Annotated in this window: 15 protein-coding genes; 9 read left to right on the top strand and 6 right to left on the bottom strand. The window is 60.6% G+C overall.

Annotation, left to right across the window (positions count from 1 at the left end; all coding sequences use genetic code 11):
* Positions 1 to 48: 48 nt before the first annotated feature.
* The 4 genes from ACKJSM_RS04410 to ACKJSM_RS04395 are packed head-to-tail and all read right to left on the bottom strand — an operon-like array spanning position 49 to position 2907.
* Complete coding sequence (locus tag ACKJSM_RS04410; protein ID WP_410236722.1) at positions 49 to 786, bottom strand: amino acid ABC transporter ATP-binding protein; 738 nt, start codon at positions 784 to 786, stop codon at positions 49 to 51.
* Positions 773 to 1423, bottom strand: a complete 651-nt coding sequence (locus ACKJSM_RS04405; protein ID WP_007951832.1) for an amino acid ABC transporter permease — start codon at positions 1421 to 1423, stop codon at positions 773 to 775. Before ACKJSM_RS04405 ends, ACKJSM_RS04410 begins: the two co-directional genes overlap by 14 nt.
* Positions 1420 to 2100: an amino acid ABC transporter permease gene (locus ACKJSM_RS04400; RefSeq protein WP_039765327.1), complete on the bottom strand. Its 681-nt coding sequence runs from the start codon at positions 2098 to 2100 to the stop codon at positions 1420 to 1422. Before ACKJSM_RS04400 ends, ACKJSM_RS04405 begins: the two co-directional genes overlap by 4 nt.
* Before the next feature lie 21 nt (positions 2101 to 2121).
* Positions 2122 to 2907, bottom strand: a complete 786-nt coding sequence (locus tag ACKJSM_RS04395; RefSeq protein WP_064379930.1) for a transporter substrate-binding domain-containing protein — start codon at positions 2905 to 2907, stop codon at positions 2122 to 2124.
* 256 nt (positions 2908 to 3163) lie between these two features.
* Here ACKJSM_RS04395 and ACKJSM_RS04390 point away from each other — a divergent pair, with 256 nt between their 5' ends.
* The 7 genes from ACKJSM_RS04390 to ACKJSM_RS04360 all read left to right on the top strand — a co-directional run bounded on the left by ACKJSM_RS04390 (position 3164) and on the right by ACKJSM_RS04360 (position 11371).
* On the top strand, positions 3164 to 3871 hold the full coding sequence (locus ACKJSM_RS04390) for a FadR/GntR family transcriptional regulator (RefSeq protein WP_410236721.1): 708 nt from the start codon (positions 3164 to 3166) through the stop codon (positions 3869 to 3871).
* A 120-nt stretch (positions 3872 to 3991) separates the two neighbouring features.
* The gene (gene trxA, locus ACKJSM_RS04385) at positions 3992 to 4321 is read left to right on the top strand and encodes a thioredoxin TrxA (protein ID WP_003206727.1); all 330 of its coding nucleotides are present in this window, start codon (positions 3992 to 3994) and stop codon (positions 4319 to 4321) included.
* Positions 4322 to 4571: 250 nt separating this feature from the next.
* Entirely contained in the window at positions 4572 to 5831 is a 1260-nt protein-coding gene (gene rho / locus ACKJSM_RS04380) for a transcription termination factor Rho (protein ID WP_007951825.1), read from the top strand.
* Positions 5832 to 6002: 171 nt separating this feature from the next.
* Complete coding sequence (locus ACKJSM_RS04375) at positions 6003 to 8000, top strand: acyltransferase family protein (RefSeq protein WP_410236718.1); 1998 nt, start codon at positions 6003 to 6005, stop codon at positions 7998 to 8000.
* Between the two features lie 70 nt (positions 8001 to 8070).
* Positions 8071 to 9537 carry a 4-hydroxy-3-polyprenylbenzoate decarboxylase gene (gene ubiD, locus ACKJSM_RS04370; protein WP_410236717.1) on the top strand — a complete coding sequence of 489 codons (1467 nt, stop codon included), beginning with the start codon at positions 8071 to 8073 and terminating at the stop codon, positions 9535 to 9537.
* Positions 9537 to 10505 (top strand): CDP-6-deoxy-delta-3,4-glucoseen reductase, encoded by a 969-nt coding sequence (locus ACKJSM_RS04365; protein ID WP_410236716.1) that lies wholly within the window; start codon positions 9537 to 9539, stop codon positions 10503 to 10505. The genes ubiD and ACKJSM_RS04365 overlap by 1 nt, the downstream gene beginning before the upstream one ends.
* 197 nt (positions 10506 to 10702) lie before the next feature.
* Positions 10703 to 11371, top strand: coding sequence for a gamma-glutamylcyclotransferase (locus tag ACKJSM_RS04360; RefSeq protein ID WP_007951821.1), 669 nt, complete (start codon positions 10703 to 10705; stop codon positions 11369 to 11371).
* On the opposite strand, the gene glpT is transcribed toward ACKJSM_RS04360, so the two are convergent.
* Entirely contained in the window at positions 11347 to 12696 is a 1350-nt protein-coding gene (glpT, locus tag ACKJSM_RS04355) for a glycerol-3-phosphate transporter (RefSeq protein ID WP_236178737.1), read from the bottom strand. The genes ACKJSM_RS04360 and glpT overlap by 25 nt on opposite strands.
* Positions 12697 to 13022: 326 nt before the next feature.
* Here glpT and ACKJSM_RS04350 point away from each other — a divergent pair, with 326 nt between their 5' ends.
* Positions 13023 to 13637, top strand: a complete 615-nt coding sequence (locus ACKJSM_RS04350; RefSeq protein WP_410236714.1) for an energy transducer TonB — start codon at positions 13023 to 13025, stop codon at positions 13635 to 13637.
* Positions 13638 to 13697: 60 nt separating this feature from the next.
* On the opposite strand, the gene ACKJSM_RS04345 is transcribed toward ACKJSM_RS04350, so the two are convergent.
* Positions 13698 to 14675 (bottom strand): NADPH:quinone oxidoreductase family protein, encoded by a 978-nt coding sequence (locus ACKJSM_RS04345; protein WP_410236713.1) that lies wholly within the window; start codon positions 14673 to 14675, stop codon positions 13698 to 13700.
* Positions 14676 to 14825: 150 nt separating this feature from the next.
* Here ACKJSM_RS04345 and ACKJSM_RS04340 point away from each other — a divergent pair, with 150 nt between their 5' ends.
* Positions 14826 to 15233 carry a flagellar basal body-associated protein FliL gene (locus tag ACKJSM_RS04340; RefSeq protein ID WP_027610485.1) on the top strand — a complete coding sequence of 136 codons (408 nt, stop codon included), beginning with the start codon at positions 14826 to 14828 and terminating at the stop codon, positions 15231 to 15233.
* The last annotated feature ends 129 nt before the right edge of the window (positions 15234 to 15362 follow it).

Here is a 15362-nt window from a genome sequence, read left to right as displayed (position 1 = left end):
ATCATTCCCACGCGGAGCGTGGGAACGATCAGAAGTCCCGAAGATCCTTCAGGCTGTCGCTTCGACGGTGCCAATGAAATTCGCCAGCTCCGGCGTCTGCGGATCGGCAAACAGCACTTTCGGATCCCCGACCTCATGTACCTTGCCCTGGTGCATGAACACCAGTTTGTCCCCGACCTCCCGGGCGAAGCGCATTTCGTGGGTGACCATGATCAGCGTCATGCCTTCCTTCGCGAGCTGACGAACCACACTGAGCACTTCGTTGACCAGCTCCGGGTCCAGCGCCGAGGTGATCTCGTCGCACAGCAACACCTTGGGCGACATCGCCAGCGCCCGGGCAATCGCCACGCGCTGTTGCTGGCCGCCGGAAAGGCGCTCAGGGAAGGCATCGAACTTTTCGCCCAGGCCGACGCGCTCGAGCATCTGCCGCGCCAGCTCATGCGCCTTGGCCTTGGGCACTTTCTGCACCACTTGCGGCGCGAGCATCACGTTCTCGCCCACCGTCAGGTGCGGGAACAGGTTGAACTGCTGAAACACCATGCCGACTTTCTGTCGCAGGCTGCGCAGGTCGGCGCGTGCGGCGTCGAGATATTCGCCGTCGACTTCGATCACGCCGTCGTTGATCGACTCCAGACCGTTGAGGGTGCGCAGCAGGGTGGACTTGCCTGAGCCGCTGCGGCCGATGATTGCCACCACCTGGCCTTCCTCGACACTCAGGTCGATGCCTTTGAGCACGTGGTGATCGCCGTAGTATTTATGCAGGGCGGAAATTCTAAGCAGAGGCATGCAGTCTCCTTTCCAGGTAGCGCGCACTGAGGGACAGGGGGTAGCAGAGCAGGAAGTAGCCCAGGGCGACGAGGCCATAGACCATGAACGGTTCGAAGGTGGCATTGGCGAGCATGCCGCCGGTCTTGGTCAGTTCGGTGAAGCCGATGATCGAGGTCACGGCGGTGCCCTTGACCACTTGCACCGAGAAGCCCACGGTCGGTGCCACGGCAATCCTCAGCGCCTGCGGCAGGATCACGTAACGCAGTTGCTCCAGCGGATTGAGCGCCAGGCTGGATGAGGCTTCCCACTGGCCATTGGGAATCGCCTCGACGCAACCGCGCCAGATCTCCGCCAGATAAGCACTGGTGAAGAGCGTCAGGGCAATTGCCGCCGCCATCCACGGTGAAATTTCCACCCCGGCCAGCGCCACGCCGAAGAACACCAGAAACAGTTGCATCAGCAACGGCGTGCCCTGAAACAGTTCGATCCAGGTGCGCGCGATGCTGCTGGGCAGCGGGTTTTTCGAGATGCGCATGATCAGGATCAGCAAGCCGACGATCCCGCCGCCGATGAACGCCACCAACGACAACGCCAGCGTCCACTGCAGGCCGGTCAGCAGGTTGCGCAGGATGTCCCAGAACGTGAAGTCGCTCATTGGCTGCTCCTTGCGCTGCTTTTCGACAAGTAGCGCCGACCGAGCCAGTTCAACAACTGACGGATCAGCAGCGCCATGCACAGATAAATGAGGGTGGTCAGAGCGTAAGTTTCAAAGGCGCGGAAGTTGCGCGATTGAATGAAGTTGGCGGCGAAGCTCAATTCTTCGGTGGCGATCTGCGAACACACCGCCGAACCGAGCATCACAATGATGATCTGGCTGCTCAGCGCCGGCCAGACCTTGCCCAACGCGGGGAGCAGCACCACGTGGCGGAAGGCTTCGAAGCGGCTCATCGCCAATGCTGCCGCCGCTTCCAGTTGCCCGCGCGGGATCGCCTGGATGCCGGCGCGGATGATTTCGGTCGAGTACGCCCCCAGGTTGATCACCATCGCCAGCACCGCCGCCTGCCACTCGGAAATCTGCACACCGAGGGACGGCAGGCCGAAGAAGATGAAAAACAACTGCACCAGAAACGGCGTGTTGCGGATCAGCTCCACATACACGCCGAAGATCGCCGAGAACGGGCGGATGTTCCACGCCCGTACCAGCGCCCCGACGATGCCCACGCCAACCCCGAAGAGTGCGCCGATGGCCGTCAGCTCAAGGGTGAACAGGGCCCCGCGCAGCAGCAGGTCGGTGTTTTCCACCACCGGCAAGAAATCGAACTGATAGGCCATGAAAGTCTCCCGCGTCGCCGGTCAGAGGTCGGCCGGCAGCGGCTCTTTGAGCCAGGTCTGCGCGTTCTTTTCCAGCGCACCGTCAGCCTTGGCGGTGGTCAGGATCTCGTTGACCTTGCCCAGCAGCGCCGGCTCGTTCTTGTTCACGCCGACGTAGACCGGCGAATCCTTGAGCTTCACTTTCAGCGCGGGTACGCGTTTGGGGTTCTTCTCGCTGATCGCGACCATCACCACGTTGCCGCTGGCGATCAGGTCGACTTGCCCTGCAAGGTAGGCGGCGATGGTCGAGTTGTTGTCTTCGAAACGCTTGATGGTCACGCCTTCGGGGGCGACCTTGGTCAGCTCGATGTCTTCGATGGCGCCCCGGGTGACGCTGATGGTCTTGCCCTTCAGGTCGTCGAGGGTGCTGACGGCTGCGTCCGGCGGGCCGAACACGGCGAGGTAGAACGGCGCATAGGCGCGGGAAAAATCGATGACCTTCTCGCGCTCGGGGTTTTTGCCGAGGCTGGAAATCACCAGGTCGACCTTGCCGGTGGTCAGGAACGGGATGCGGTTCGTGCTGTTGACCGGGGTCAGTTCGAGTTTGACCTTGAGCTGGTCAGCCAGCAGTTTCGCGGTGTCGATATCGAGGCCGCGCGGCTTCATGTCCGGGCCGACCGAACCGAACGGCGGGAAGTCCTGAGGCACGGCGACTTTCAAGGTGCCACGTTTGACCACGTCGTCCAGACCGTCGGCATGGGCGGGGGCCTGGCTCAGCATCAAACCGGCAAACAGGGCGGCGAGGAGGGCGCTGTAACGCTTCGTCATGGACAATCTCCGGATCGGCGGGAAGTGAATTCTGCGATCGGACAGAGCATGGGCCGTGCCAAAACGCCGGTTTCGCTATGCAAAGCCACGGGGTTAGCGGGTTTGCTCGGTCTTACTGGTCTGAACAGTCAGCTCGGGTTTCGCACTGCGATAGCGCATCGGCTTGGGCCGCCGAACCCCGGTGGGGCACGACTTGCCTGATGCCTCGAATAGCTTTACAACTGGCCGCACCTTGGCCTGGTTCGTCTGGAAAACCATGAACTCGATCTCCCGCGCCGTACCCGAAGTGGCGTTGCAAGCGATCCGCAAACTGATTACCGAGCAGGGCTTCGGCCCCGGCGATGCGTTGCCCTCGCAGCGGGATCTGGCGGTTCAGCTGGGTGTCAGTCGCGCATCGTTGCGTGAGGCGTTGTCGTCCTTGAGTGCGCTGGGTGTGGTCAGTATCCAGCCGGGCAAAGGCGTGTTCGTGCAGGCGCCTTTGGAACTGCCGCGCGGCGAGGGCGCGCCGGCCTGGCCGTTTGCCGCCCAGGCGTCGCCGCTGGAAATCTTTCAGTTGCGCTATGCGCTGGAAGGGTTCGCGGCCGGGCTGGCGGCGGTGACGCTGAGCACGTTTGATCTGGACGAACTGGAAGACAACGTTGCCGCCATGCGCGAGCAACTGCGCGCCGGCGACTTCGAGGCTGCGGCGAAACTGGATTTTGAATTTCACCGGCGGATCCTGCTGGCCAGCGGCAATCAGGCGATGCTGAGCATCCTCACCGCCAGTGCCGACATCTTTCTGGAGAGCCAGAAACTACCGTTCATCCGCGCCGAGCGGGCCATGGAAACCTGGCAGGAGCACCGCAAGATCCTCCGCGCCCTCGCTCGCCGGGCCTGCGCCGCCGCGCAGAAAGCCATGCAGGAGCACGTGCGCAACGCGGCCCTGCGCACCGGAATTTCCTTCATCGCCCCCGCCAGCGCGTGACTTGAGCTATACCCAAACTCATCGAGTGCCATAGCAAGACTCAATCATCTGCGGCTTCCTGAACAAGGGAAGGGCGGCTATGATGGGCCACGTTTTTTTGCTTACAACCTGGAGAATTCCATGAGCAGCGATCTGATCAAACACGTTAGCGACGCTAGCTTCGAAGCCGACGTACTCAAGGCCGAAGGCGCTGTCCTGGTCGACTACTGGGCTGAATGGTGCGGCCCTTGCAAAATGATCGCTCCGGTTCTGGACGAGATTGCAGAGACTTACAAAGGCAAGCTGACCGTTGCCAAGCTGAACATCGACGAAAACCAGGAAACCCCTGCCAAACACGGCGTACGCGGTATTCCGACCCTGATGCTGTTCAAGAACGGCAACGTGGAAGCGACCAAGGTCGGCGCTCTGTCGAAGTCGCAACTGGCTGCTTTCCTCGACGCCAATATCTAAGCGTCGCGGTAAAGACTGTCCTCAAAAGGCCCCGCAAATTGCGGGGCTTTTTGCGTATTCAGGGCTAGACGCTCCGAAACTCAGGTGGTACATTCGGCCCCGCACTGGTTTCTCCACTGCCCCCTGCTAGCCGTCGCCGACGCACTCCTTTTCGAATAAGTACGCGATCCTGTCGCCTTCTCCGCGGCGCGGCCTCATTAAGCCAAAAGCTTAATTTTCCCCCCTCCATAAATGATTACGTCATTCCTATATGAATCTGACTGAACTCAAGCAAAAGCCGATTACCGAACTGCTCGAATTGGCCGAACAGATGGGCATAGAAAATATGGCCCGTTCGCGCAAGCAGGACGTGATTTTCTCCCTGCTGAAAAAGCACGCTAAAAGCGGTGAGGAAATCTCCGGTGATGGCGTGCTGGAGATTCTCCAGGACGGCTTCGGCTTCCTGCGCTCCGCAGACGCTTCCTACCTCGCCGGTCCTGACGACATCTACGTCTCGCCGAGCCAGATCCGCCGTTTCAACTTGCGCACCGGTGACACCATCGTTGGCAAGATTCGTCCTCCGAAGGAAGGCGAGCGTTATTTCGCCCTGCTCAAGGTTGACACGATCAACTTCGATCGTCCGGAAAACGCGAAGAACAAGATTCTCTTCGAGAACCTGACCCCGCTGTTCCCGAACGTGCGCATGAAGATGGAAGCCGGCAACGGTTCCACCGAAGACCTGACCGGTCGTGTGATCGACCTTTGTGCGCCGATCGGCAAAGGCCAGCGTGGTTTGATCGTTGCACCGCCAAAAGCCGGTAAAACGATCATGCTGCAGAACATCGCAGCGAACATCGCCCGTAACAACCCTGAAGTTCACCTGATCGTGCTGTTGATCGACGAGCGTCCGGAAGAAGTGACCGAAATGCAGCGCACCGTGCGCGGCGAAGTGGTTGCCTCGACTTTCGACGAGCCGCCGACCCGTCACGTACAAGTGGCTGAAATGGTGATCGAGAAGGCCAAGCGCCTGGTCGAACACAAGAAGGACGTGGTGATCCTGCTCGACTCCATCACCCGTCTGGCCCGTGCCTACAACACCGTGATCCCGAGCTCCGGCAAGGTGCTGACCGGTGGTGTCGATGCCCACGCCCTGGAGAAACCGAAGCGTTTCTTCGGCGCCGCGCGCAACATCGAAGAAGGCGGCTCGCTGACCATCATCGCCACCGCGCTGGTTGAAACCGGCTCGAAGATGGATGAAGTGATCTACGAAGAGTTCAAGGGCACCGGCAACATGGAGCTGCCACTGGACCGTCGTATCGCCGAGAAGCGTGTGTTCCCGGCCATCAACATCAACAAGTCCGGTACCCGTCGCGAAGAGCTGCTGACCGCCGACGACGAACTGCAGCGTATGTGGATCCTGCGCAAACTGCTGCACCCGATGGACGAAGTGGCCGCCATCGAGTTCCTGGTCGACAAGCTGAAAACGACCAAGACCAACGACGAATTCTTCCTGTCGATGAAGCGCAAGTAACATCGTCGGTTGATTCAGAAAATAGCGTCCCTTCGGGGGCGCTATTTTTTTGCCTGTTTTTTGTCCGGCCTATAGGAGGTTTGCGATCTGGTAAGGTCAGTGACTTGGCAAAACATGAAGCAGCGCCCGATGCTGTACAAAAAACAACCATCTGATTGGCATTAAAGATTTATGAGCACACTCGCTTATCGAAGGGATATCGACGGCTTGCGGGCAGTCGCGGTGATTGCCGTGGTGCTGTTCCACTTTGGCGTCCCGGGTTTCACCGGCGGTTTTGTCGGTGTGGACGTGTTTTTCGTGATCTCCGGTTATCTCATCACCTCGATCATCTGGAACCAGCGTCAGGCCGGCCGGTTCAGTTTCGTCGAATTCTGGTCGCGGCGTGCGCGGCGGATTCTGCCGGCGCTGTTTGCGATGATCATCGCGGTGCTGGCCGTGGGCTGGTTCCTGATGGCGCCCAAGGACTACGAAGAGCTCGGGCGCTCGGTGCGCTATCAGGTGCTGTTTGTCTCGAACATCCTGTTCATGCGCCAGGACGGCTATTTCGATGTCGCCTCGGATCTCAAGCCGCTGTTGCACACCTGGTCGCTGGCGGTGGAGGAGCAGTTCTACATCGTCTTCCCGCTGTTGCTGACCCTGATGTCGAGCCGCTTGAAGCACTGGCGGCTGGCACTGTTCGGCGTGTTGCTCGTTTCCTTCGGGTTGAGCGTCTGGGCGGTCCATCATCACCCGGAAAAAGCCTTCTTCCTGTTGCCGATGCGCGCATGGGAACTGCTGGCCGGGGCGATGCTGGCGATCGCGCCGAAACATGCCTGGCGCCTCAAGCCGATGGCGGCGCAATGGTTGAGTCTGCTGGGCATGGGCCTGATTCTGTTGGCAGTGTTCGGGTTCGACAAGCGCACGCCGTTTCCCGGTGCGGCCGCATTGCTGCCGGTGCTGGGCGTGGTGCTGTTGATCCTGGCCAATGGTCATCGCCGGACCTGGGTGGGCCAATTCTTGAGCAGTCGGGTCATGGTCGGTTTTGGCCTGATTTCCTATTCCTGGTATTTGTGGCACTGGCCGGTGTTTGTGTTTTCCAGCTACGCCAGCATCGAGGAACCGAGCGCCTTCGACAGCGCAGGGTTGATCCTGCTGACCCTGGTGCTGGGTTATCTGTCGTGGAAATTCGTCGAGACGCCGTTCCGCGAGCGGCGCTTGCTGGCCGGACGTCGGCAGATTCTGATCGCCGGTGCATTCGGCGTGCTGATAATCGGACTGGCCGGGCAAACCCTGCGCTGGACCGATGGCCTGCCGTGGCGTCTGTCCGATCAGGCACTGCAATACGCCAAGGGGCGCGAGTGGCGGCCGGAGTTGATGGCATGTCTGGCGGACGACAAGACTCCCGATGACAAGCTGTTTTGCCATTACGGATTGCAAAGCCGTGCTTCGCGGGCGCTGGTCTGGGGCGACAGTCATGCCACGGCGTTGATCCCGGTCTTCGATGAGGGGGCAAAAGCCCATGACGTCAGTGTGATCCTCGCCAGTTCGCCGGGGTGCATACCGGTGGAAGGTCTGGAGCATGACGCCCGCTGCGCGCGGTTCAACCAACGTGTGGTGCAGGCAATCAAACCGCAAACCGTCAGTGATGTGGTGCTGGTTGCGCGCTGGAGTCTGTATCTCTATGGCGATGCCAAAGGTGATCTGGGCCATGTCTTGAGAACGCCTGACGGGCACTACGACCGTTCCGTCGCCGAGCAGCGTCTGGCTGACGGGCTGCGCGCGCGGGTGGCGCAGTTGCGGGCCGGCGGGCATCGGGTCTGGCTGGTGAAAGAGGTGCCGTTACAGGCTTTCAGTCCGCCGTACCGTTTGACGCGGCTGGCGATGCTGGATCGCTCGGTGGGTGGCGTCGGGCTGAACGTTGCCGAACACCACAAGCGCCAGGCTTTTATCAGTCACCTGTTCGCCGATCTGGCGAAGGATCCGGCAGTGCGCGTTGTCGATCCGGCGCCGAAGCTGTGCGATGAAAGCGGTCTGTGCCGTGCCGAACTCGGTGGATACTCCCTGTATACCGATGACAATCATCTGTCGGAGGTCGGCGCGCGTTTCGTGGCGCCGATCCTCGAACCGCTGTTTGTCGGCCTGCAGGCCAGGGCAAATCTGGGAAAAGGTCAGGCGAATGCAGCCAAGTAAGCAGTGACGGGCTGCCAGCGACCGGCATAGCAGGTAGGATATACGCCTATTTTGAGGGTGCCATCGTCCAATGAAATTCAAGGATCTTCGGGATTTCGTGCAGCAGCTTGAGCAGCGCGGAGAGTTGAAACGCATCCAGATTCCCGTCTCGCCGGTGCTGGAAATGACCGAGGTGTGCGACCGCACGCTGCGGGCCAAGGGCCCGGCGCTGCTGTTCGAGAAGCCGACCGGTTACGACATCCCGGTGCTCGGCAACCTGTTCGGCACGCCCGAGCGGGTGGCCATGGGCATGGGCGCCGAATCGGTCAGCGAGCTGCGCGAAATCGGCAAGCTGCTGGCGTTCCTCAAGGAGCCGGAGCCGCCGAAGGGCTTGAAGGACGCGTGGTCGAAGCTGCCGATCTTCCGCAAGATCATCGCGATGGCGCCGAAAGTCGTCAAAGACGCACCGTGCCAGGCAGTGGTCATCGAAGGCGATGACGTCGATCTGGCGATGCTGCCGGTGCAGACCTGCTGGCCGGGCGACGTGGCGCCGCTGATCACCTGGGGCCTGACGGTCACCAAAGGTCCGAACAAGGATCGGCAGAACCTCGGTATCTACCGTCAGCAAGTGATCGGCCGCAACAAGGTCATCATGCGCTGGCTCAGCCACCGTGGTGGCGCACTGGATTTCCGTGAGTGGTGCGAGAAACATCCGGGCCAGCCGTTCCCGGTGTCCGTGGCCCTTGGCGCGGATCCTGCGACCATTCTTGGCGCGGTGACGCCGGTGCCGGACAGCCTCTCTGAATACGCCTTTGCCGGCCTGCTGCGCGACAGCCGCACGGAGCTGGTGAAGTGCCGCGGCAACGACCTGCAAGTGCCGGCCACCGCCGAAATCATCCTTGAAGGCGTGATCCATCCGGGCGAAATGGCCGATGAAGGCCCGTACGGCGACCACACCGGTTACTACAACGAAGTCGACAGCTTTCCGGTGTTCACTGTCGAGCGCATCACCCACCGGATCAAACCGATCTACCACAGCACCTACACCGGCCGTCCGCCGGATGAGCCGGCGATTCTCGGCGTGGCGCTGAACGAAGTGTTCGTGCCGATCCTGCAAAAGCAGTTCCCGGAGATCACCGACTTCTACCTGCCACCGGAAGGCTGCTCGTATCGCATGGCCGTGGTGACGATGAAGAAGTCGTATCCGGGCCACGCCAAGCGCGTGATGCTGGGTGTCTGGTCGTTTTTGCGACAGTTCATGTACACCAAGTTCGTTATCGTCACCGACGACGATATCAACGCACGGGACTGGAACGACGTGATCTGGGCCATCACCACGCGCATGGACCCCAAGCGCGACACGGTGATGATCGACAACACGCCGATCGACTACCTCGACTTCGCCTCGCCGGTGTCGGGACTCGGCTCGAAGATGGGCCTGGACGCCACCCACAAGTGGCCGGGCGAAACCACTCGCGAGTGGGGTCGCGTCATCGTCAAGGATGACGCCGTCACCCAACGGATCGATGCCATCTGGAATCAGTTAGGAATAGATTGATGCGTGTAACCCTGCAGCCCTCCGGAGCGGTGCTCGAGATACGGCCCGGAGAGCGGATTCTCGATGGTGCGCGGCGCCTGGGCTACGAATGCCCGCAAAGCTGCCGCAACGGCAATTGCCACGTGTGTGCGGCGCTGCTGGTGGAAGGCCGCGTCGAACAGGCCGGCGAGGTGCACGACCATGGCGAGTTCTACACTTGCATAGCGGAGCCGCTGGAAGACTGCATCGTGCTGTGGGATGGCGTGCTCGCGCTGGGAGAACTGCCGGTGCGCAGCGTGTCGTGTCAGGTCATCGAATGCCGGAACGTCGGTGGCGATACCTTTCGTGTGCGCCTGCGGGCGCCGGCCGGCAAGCCGCCGCGCTACCACGCTGGTCAGTATTTGATGATCGAGCGCGAGAACGGCGAGAAGTCGGCGTTCTCCATGGCCTCCGCGCCTCACGGCGGGCGTGATCTGGAAATCCATGTGCTGGCGCGCGAATCCAGTGCGTTGAGCCTGATCGATCAGCTCAAGCGCAACCCGATGGTGCGGGTCGAACTGCCGTTCGGCGACACCCACCTGGCGGAGCTGCCGGACGGGCCGCTGGTGCTGATCGCTGCGGGCACCGGCATGGGCCAGATCCACAGCCTGATCGAACATTGCCGGGCCACGGGCTTCAAACACCCGGTGCACCTGTATTGGGGCGTGCGCCGTCCAGAAGACTTCTATGCAATCGAACATTGGGACGAATGGCTGAAGTTGCCCAATCTGTTCCTGCACAAGGTCGTCAGTGACCAGTGCGGCTGGGAAGGGCGCTGCGGGATGTTGCACGAAGCGGTGTGCGAGGATTTCCCCGATCTGAAACCGCTGCACGTCTATGCCAGCGGCTCGCCGGCCATGGTCTACGGCACGCTGGATGCGCTGGTGGAAGCGGGGATGGATGCCCATCAGATGCGTGCGGATGTATTTGCTTACGCCCCCCGCTCCTAAGTTCGTTATAACTCGCTATATAGCCGATCGGTATTTATGTAATTACATAAATACCGGTAGGTTATATATCCATCAGGCAATCAACTAAGAACGGTGCCATGGCACTTAAATTGCCTTAAAACATATGTGCCTTATTGTTACAGCGGTGCGTTCTATTAAGTAATTCTTCACCCGCGGGGAGCTGAACGCTATTCGCCATGAGCGCCATTGAAAACGCTTTTCTGAACCTGGCTTATCCTCCGCGGCTCGATCTCGGGCCGCAACTGACGCACGAACAACTTCTCGCCTCCATGCAATCGACCATGGCACGCCACAAGGGCGGGCCGGTGTGGCTGTTCGCTTACGGTTCGCTGATCTGGCGGCCGGAATGCTCCGCCGTCGAGCGGGTGCGTGGGCGCGTGCATGGCTATCATCGTGGCTTATACCTGTGGTCCCACGAGCATCGCGGCACGCCGGAAATGCCGGGTCTGGTCTTTGGTCTGGATCGGGGCGGTTCGTGCAGCGGCTTCGCCTACCGGTTGCCGGAAGACAATCTGGACAGCGCGCTGTATGCGTTGTGGAAACGCGAGATGCCGTTCCCGTCCTATCGGCCACACTGGCTCAACTGCCGACTCGAAGATGGCAGCCAGGTTCAGGCCTTGGGATTCGTATTGGAGCGACACCTGCCCAGCTATGCCGGCAACTTGCCGGATCATGTGCTGAGCCAGGTGTTCGAAAGCGCTTGTGGGCGTTATGGCACGACTCGCGATTATGTCGAGCAGACCGCGCACGCCCTGCGCAGCCACGCCATGCCAGACCGGAATCTGGAGGCGCGGCTCAAGCGCTGTAAGTCAAAGGCCGATCAGGCGACTGCTTCGCGGCTCTGACTGGCGACTTGCTTGTGCCACAGGGTCGGGGCCAGGAAGGCCATCGACAGCAGGCAAGCGCCCACTAGCAGCACGAAACCGCCATCCCAACCGAAATGGTCCACGGTGTAGCCCATCGCTGCACTGGCCGCGACCGAACCACCCAGATACCCGAACAGACCGGTGAAGCCCGCTGCGGTGCCGGCGGCTTTCTTCGGCGCCAGTTCCAGCGCCTGCAGACCGATCAGCATCACCGGACCGTAGATCAGGAAGCCGATGGAGAACAGCGCGATCATGTCGATGGTCGGGTGGCCGGCCGGGTTCAGCCAGTACACCAGGGTCGCGACGGTCACCAGGGCCATGAACACCATGCCGGTCAGGCCACGGTTGCCACGGAAGATCTTGTCCGACATCCAGCCGCACAGCAGCGTGCCCGGAATCCCCGCCCACTCGTAGAAGAAATAGGCCCACGAGGTTTTATCCACGGTGAAACCCTTGGCTTCCTTCAGGTAGGTCGGCGCCCAGTCCAGCACGCCGTAGCGCAGCAGGTAAACGAAGACGTTGGCCATGGCGATGTACCAGAGCATTTTGTTGCGCAGCACGTATTTGACGAAGATTTCCTTGGCGCTGAATTCGTCTTCGTGGCTGGCGTCGTAGCCTTCCGGGTAGTCGTTCTTGTACTTCTCGATCGGCGGCAGGCCGACCGATTGCGGGGTGTCGCGCATGGTCACGAAAGCGAACACCGCTACCGCCAGGGCTACGGCAGCCGGGACGTAGAACGCTGCGTGCCAGTCGTTGAACAGGCCCATGCCGATCAGGAACAGCGGGCCGATCAGGCCGCCACCGACGTTATGCGCCACGTTCCACACCGACACCACGCCGCCACGTTCTTTCTGTGACCACCAGTGCACCATTGTGCGTCCGCTCGGCGGCCAGCCCATGCCCTGGGCCCAGCCGTTGATGAACAGCAGGATGAACATCATGGTGACGCTGGAGGTTGCCCAAGGTGCGAAACCGAAAATGAACATCACCCCGGCCGAGACCAGCAGGCCGAACGGCAGGAAATAGCGCGGGTTGGAGCGGTCGGACACCAGGCCCATGAGGAACTTGGACAGACCGTAGGCGATGGCGATGGCCGACATCGCCAGGCCCAGGTCGCCACGGCTGTAGCCTTCGTCGATCAGGTACGGCATGGCCAGCGAGAAGTTCTTGCGCAGCAGGTAATAACCCGCGTAGCCAATGAAGATGCCGGCGAAGATCTGCCAACGCAGGCGTCGGTAGGTGCTGTCGATTTTTTCTTCAGGCAATGGAGCCTGATGTGCGGCAGGACGAAAGAAAGCAAACATTCAAGAGCTCCAGATTTCTTGTTTTGACTGCGGATGCGAATGTTACAGTTTCGTTACCGAAAATAGCACCGCTTCCCATCGGCAAAACAGCGGAAATGTTGGAAGTCGCGCGTTCCTTTATGAACATGTCGCTCAGATATAAGTGCGGGGCGTTGTGGGAAAGGTTACTTCGGCGTCTTCCTGCCGGGTTTCAGGGTTTTGTAAGGCGCAGGTTTGGGAAATGTCCTGCGAACAATACAGAAGGCGCGGCGTTCTGTTTCAGGCTGCCGGGCTCTACCCTTTTACGGTGCCAATCAGGCACTCGTGCTGTGAAGGGGGGAGGGCTCATGCAGTGGTGTGTGTTGCTTATATTGCTGATTGTATCGGGAGGCGCGTGGGCGTCCGAGGTGCTGCTGATTCCGGAAAACAACCCGCGGCCGGTCTATCCGTTGGCGCTTTTCAGGGCGGGTATTACAGGTGAAGTGGGAGCCGAGTTCACCGTCCATGCCGACGGTTCAGTCGACCGGATCAGTTTTGCGCAAGGTGGCCATCCGGAGCTGATCGAAGCGGTCAGGAGCGCCATTGAACAATGGCGTTTCAAACCATGGATCGTCGAGGACGGTAAACCGGCTTACAGGCGAGTCCTTGCACCGATGGTGTTCAGGCTGGATCTGGATCAACCCATCCACATCAATCAACAACTGAAAGCATTGAAATGCCGCACCTTGAATGAGAGTCTCGGAAAGATTGCGGAACAGTCGTGGATCGATACGAAGGTGTTCGTTCACACCAGGGCTTACCTTTCCAATGCCTTCCATAAAGCGCAGCTGCCGGACGACCAGCGACTGGCGATGATCGCGAGGCTGAACAAGCGGATTCCGACGATTGTCAGGGGATGCCGCGAAAGCCCGGTCCGGACCTACATGAGCCTGTTGCCGGAGGATATTCGCAGGTTGATGTAGGACTGGAGTGTTCTGAAGGACGATCCGGATTGGTCATCAATTCCGGATCGTCCGATCAGCTCAGCGCACTTGCACCACAACCTTGCCTACGGCCTTGCGCTGCCCGAGATCATTGATCGCCTGCGCGGCATTGCCCAGTGGATAGACCTGCGACACCAGCGGTTTCAGCTTGCCTTCGGCAAACCAGCCGAACAGTTGCTGGAAGTTCGCCGCATTGTCCTGCGGCTGTCGCTGGGCAAAGGAGCCCCAGAACACCCCAAGCACCGCCGCGCCCTTGAGCAGGGCGAGGTTGACCGGCAATTCGGGAATGCGGCCGCTGGCGAAGCCGACCACCAGCAGACGGCCGTTCCAGGCGATGGCGCGGATGGCCTGGTCGAACAGGTCTCCACCGACCGGGTCGTAGATCACGTCGGCGCCCTGGCCATCGGTCAGGCGCTTGATTTCGTCCTTGAGGCTGGTTTCGTTGTAGTTGATCAGTTCGTCGGCACCGGCAGCCTTGGCGACTGCGAGTTTTTCCGCGCTGCTGGCGGCGGCGATCACCCGGGCGCCCATGGCTTTGCCGATCTCAACGGCCGCGAGCCCGACGCCGCCAGAGGCGCCGAGCACCAGCAGGGTTTCCCCCGGCTGCAGGTTGCCGCGCTGCTTGAGGGCGTGCATCGACGTGCCGTAGGTCATGCTGAACGCGGCGGCGGTGTTGAAATCCATTGAGGGCGGGATCGGCAGCACGTTGTAGCCCGGCACTGCGACCTGCTCGGCGAAGCTGCCCCAGCCGGTCAGGGCCATGACCCGGTCACCGACTTTCAGGTGACTGACCTTTTCCCCCACCGCGCTGACCACGCCGGAAGCTTCGCCACCCGGCGAGAACGGGAAGGGTGGCTTGAACTGGTACTTGCCCTCGATGATCAGCGTGTCCGGAAAGTTGACCCCGGCGGCGTGCACGTCCAGCAGGATTTCGTTCTTCTTGGCGACAGGACTGGCGACGTCTTCCAGCACCAGCGATTCGGCAGGGCCGAAGGCTTTGCACAGCACGGCTTTCATCAGGGCTATTCCTTTGGGAGTGATGGCCGATAAGTGTAGGTGTGGCAGTCAACGGGTCAACGAGCATGCCCGGCCCTGATAGTCCGCCATAAGCTTGTGCTTGCGCGGCGGGTCGTTATGCTAGGCCGCAAACCGGATAAGGAGCGAATTGTGAAAGCGTGGATCATGTTGTTGCTGGCCCTGTCTCTGCCTGTGGCAGCGCTGGCCGAAGAAGCCAAAGAGGGCGAGGCGCCGAAGGTCAACTACATCACCCTGAGCCCGCCGTTTGTGGGTAACTACGGGTTGGACGGCACCCCGAAGCTCAAGGTCTACAAGGCCGACGTGGCACTGCGGGTGACGGGCGAAGAGGCGACCAAACTGGTCAAGGCCAACGAGCCGCTGATCCGCAATCAACTGGTGGCGCTGTTCACTCAGCAGACCACCGAGGCGATGGGCAGCATCGAAGGCAAGGAAAAACTGCGTCAGGAAGCCTTGAAGCAGACCCAGCAGGTGATGAACGACGAAACCGGTAAGCCGGTGGTTGAAGACCTGTTGTTCAACAACCTGATCATTCAGTAAGGCATTCGTTGTCCGGGCGGGACTCTTCGCGAGCAAGCTCGCTCCCACAGTGGATTTGCGGTGATGCAGATTTTTGAGTTCACCGAAAAAAATCTGTGGGAGCGAGCTTGCTCGCCAAAGCACTTTGTC

The sequence above is a fragment of the Pseudomonas sp. PHC1 genome, from assembly GCF_046487845.1.
GTDB classification, from domain to species: Bacteria; Pseudomonadota; Gammaproteobacteria; order Pseudomonadales; family Pseudomonadaceae; genus Aquipseudomonas; species Aquipseudomonas sputi.
The sequence above is the reverse complement of the archived record's forward strand: the minus strand, read 5'-3'. Positions and strand labels throughout refer to the sequence as shown.

Bases quoted from the DNA above. Each gene is read 5' to 3' on its own strand.
- ACKJSM_RS04410 (WP_410236722.1), bottom strand. From the start codon at position 786: ATGCCTCTGCTTAGAATTTCCGCCCTGCATAAATACTACGGCGATCAC.
- ACKJSM_RS04405 (WP_007951832.1), bottom strand. From the start codon at position 1,423: ATGAGCGACTTCACGTTCTGGGACATCCTGCGCAACCTGCTGACCGGC.
- ACKJSM_RS04400 (WP_039765327.1), bottom strand. From the start codon at position 2,100: ATGGCCTATCAGTTCGATTTCTTGCCGGTGGTGGAAAACACCGACCTG.
- ACKJSM_RS04395 (WP_064379930.1), bottom strand. From the start codon at position 2,907: ATGACGAAGCGTTACAGCGCCCTCCTCGCCGCCCTGTTTGCCGGTTTG.
- ACKJSM_RS04390 (WP_410236721.1), top strand. From the start codon at position 3,164: ATGAACTCGATCTCCCGCGCCGTACCCGAAGTGGCGTTGCAAGCGATC.
- trxA (WP_003206727.1), top strand. From the start codon at position 3,992: ATGAGCAGCGATCTGATCAAACACGTTAGCGACGCTAGCTTCGAAGCC.
- rho (WP_007951825.1), top strand. From the start codon at position 4,572: ATGAATCTGACTGAACTCAAGCAAAAGCCGATTACCGAACTGCTCGAA.
- ACKJSM_RS04375 (WP_410236718.1), top strand. From the start codon at position 6,003: ATGAGCACACTCGCTTATCGAAGGGATATCGACGGCTTGCGGGCAGTC.
- ubiD (WP_410236717.1), top strand. From the start codon at position 8,071: ATGAAATTCAAGGATCTTCGGGATTTCGTGCAGCAGCTTGAGCAGCGC.
- ACKJSM_RS04365 (WP_410236716.1), top strand. From the start codon at position 9,537: ATGCGTGTAACCCTGCAGCCCTCCGGAGCGGTGCTCGAGATACGGCCC.
- ACKJSM_RS04360 (WP_007951821.1), top strand. From the start codon at position 10,703: ATGAGCGCCATTGAAAACGCTTTTCTGAACCTGGCTTATCCTCCGCGG.
- glpT (WP_236178737.1), bottom strand. From the start codon at position 12,696: ATGTTTGCTTTCTTTCGTCCTGCCGCACATCAGGCTCCATTGCCTGAA.
- ACKJSM_RS04350 (WP_410236714.1), top strand. From the start codon at position 13,023: ATGCAGTGGTGTGTGTTGCTTATATTGCTGATTGTATCGGGAGGCGCG.
- ACKJSM_RS04345 (WP_410236713.1), bottom strand. From the start codon at position 14,675: ATGAAAGCCGTGCTGTGCAAAGCCTTCGGCCCTGCCGAATCGCTGGTG.